General features: G+C 66.2%; 1 protein-coding gene. It reads right to left on the bottom strand.

Annotated features, from left to right (window positions below; genetic code table 11):
• Positions 1–1,009 (bottom strand): beta-ketoacyl reductase (locus tag ACWEO2_RS44270; RefSeq protein ID WP_452410874.1); only part of this gene is annotated, 1,009 nt, incomplete at both ends.

Below are 1,009 nucleotides of genomic sequence, written 5' to 3'. Positions count from 1 at the left end.
CCCGAGGCCGCCTTGCGGCGCTGCGGGATCAGCGCGGAAAACACTGCGGGCGCATCGAATCCCGTACTACGCATCGCGTCCAGGTCGAAACGGGCGAGGACGAGGGCGGCTGTATCCATTCCTGTCGCGGCATCGAACAGCGCGAGTCCCTGCTCCTTCGACAATGGCAGCATGCCCGAACGGGACATGCGGTGACGGTCGACGTCGCTGAGTTCTGCGGCCATACCTCCGTCCATGCCCCACAGCCCCCAGGCGAAAGACTGGCCGCAAAGCCCGGATGCCCTGCGATGTGCCGCCAGGGCGTCCAAACACGCGTTGGCCGCGGCATAGTTGCCTTGACCGGCGTTACCGAACGCACCGGCCACCGAACTGAACAGCACGAACGCCTTCAACGGCAGATCCACGGTCAGCTCGTGCAGATGCAGGGCAGCATCGACCTTGGGCCCCAACACCGCATCCAACCGATCCGCGGTCAACGACGCGATGGCACCATCATCGAGCACACCAGCCAGGTGGAACACACCGGTGAGTGGATGACCGGCAGGCACGCCCGCCAGCACCTCGGCGAGCGCGCCGTGGTCGGCGATATCACAAGCGACGAACTCGGCCTCGGCACCGAGACGCTGCAGCTCCGCGCGTAGCTCGGTGGTGCCGGGAGCAGTTTCACCGCGCCGACTCAACAGCAACAGACGGCGCACACCATATGCGTCGACCAGGTGCCGGGCGAACAACCCACCCAGATAGCCGCTGGCACCGGTGATCAGAACAGTGTCGTCGGGTTCGAAGGCGTCGGTCGCCGGAGCGGTCGCAGTAGTGGAGACGACTCGGGCGAGTCGCGCTCTGTATACCTGCCCACCGCGCACGGCCACCTGAGGTTCGTCTGCGGCCAGAATCCCACCCAGCAGCGCACCCAGTTCGGCACCGGCATCGTGGGAATCGGTGTCGAGCAACACGATCCGGCCAGGACTCTCCGCCTGGGCGGAACGAACCAGACCACCCACAGCCGCAC

Source organism: Nocardia sp. NPDC004278, assembly GCF_053602975.1.
This window is presented reverse-complemented; position numbering and strand designations above follow the sequence as displayed.